General features: G+C 60.6%; 1 protein-coding gene. It reads left to right on the top strand.

Translation table 11 applies throughout. The annotated features are described in order from the left end of the window. On the top strand, positions 1–343 hold a 343-nt coding region (locus tag ACM0OT_RS23815), incomplete at both ends, for a histidine kinase dimerization/phospho-acceptor domain-containing protein (protein WP_414566843.1).

Genomic DNA, 343 nt, shown 5'->3' with positions numbered 1-343 from the left:
ATCAACGCTCAGCGCTGGCTGGTCGCCATCCTGGCCATCGTCGGCGTCGGCATCGCCGCCATGTTCTGGAGACAGGTCCGGCTGTCCAAGAAACTGTCCGCCGCCAATCGCCGTGAGCGCCAGGTCCACGAAGCCCAGGCGGCTTTCTTCGCCAATATGAGCCATGAAATCCGCACGCCGTTGAACGGCGTGGTCGCGATGGCCGATGCGCTGGGCAAGGCTGACCTGAGCGATGAAGCGGCGCATATGGTCCGAATCATAGGCTCGTCGAGCACTACGCTGGAACGTCTTCTGTCGGATATTCTCGACAACGCGAAGATGGAGGCTGGTCAAATCGCAATAG

Origin of the sequence: Anabaena sp. CCY 9613, from assembly GCF_963920895.1 — a bacterium.
Lineage (GTDB): Bacteria > Cyanobacteriota > Cyanobacteriia > Cyanobacteriales > Nostocaceae > Cyanocohniella.
The sequence above is the reverse complement of the archived record's forward strand: the minus strand, read 5'-3'. Positions and strand labels throughout refer to the sequence as shown.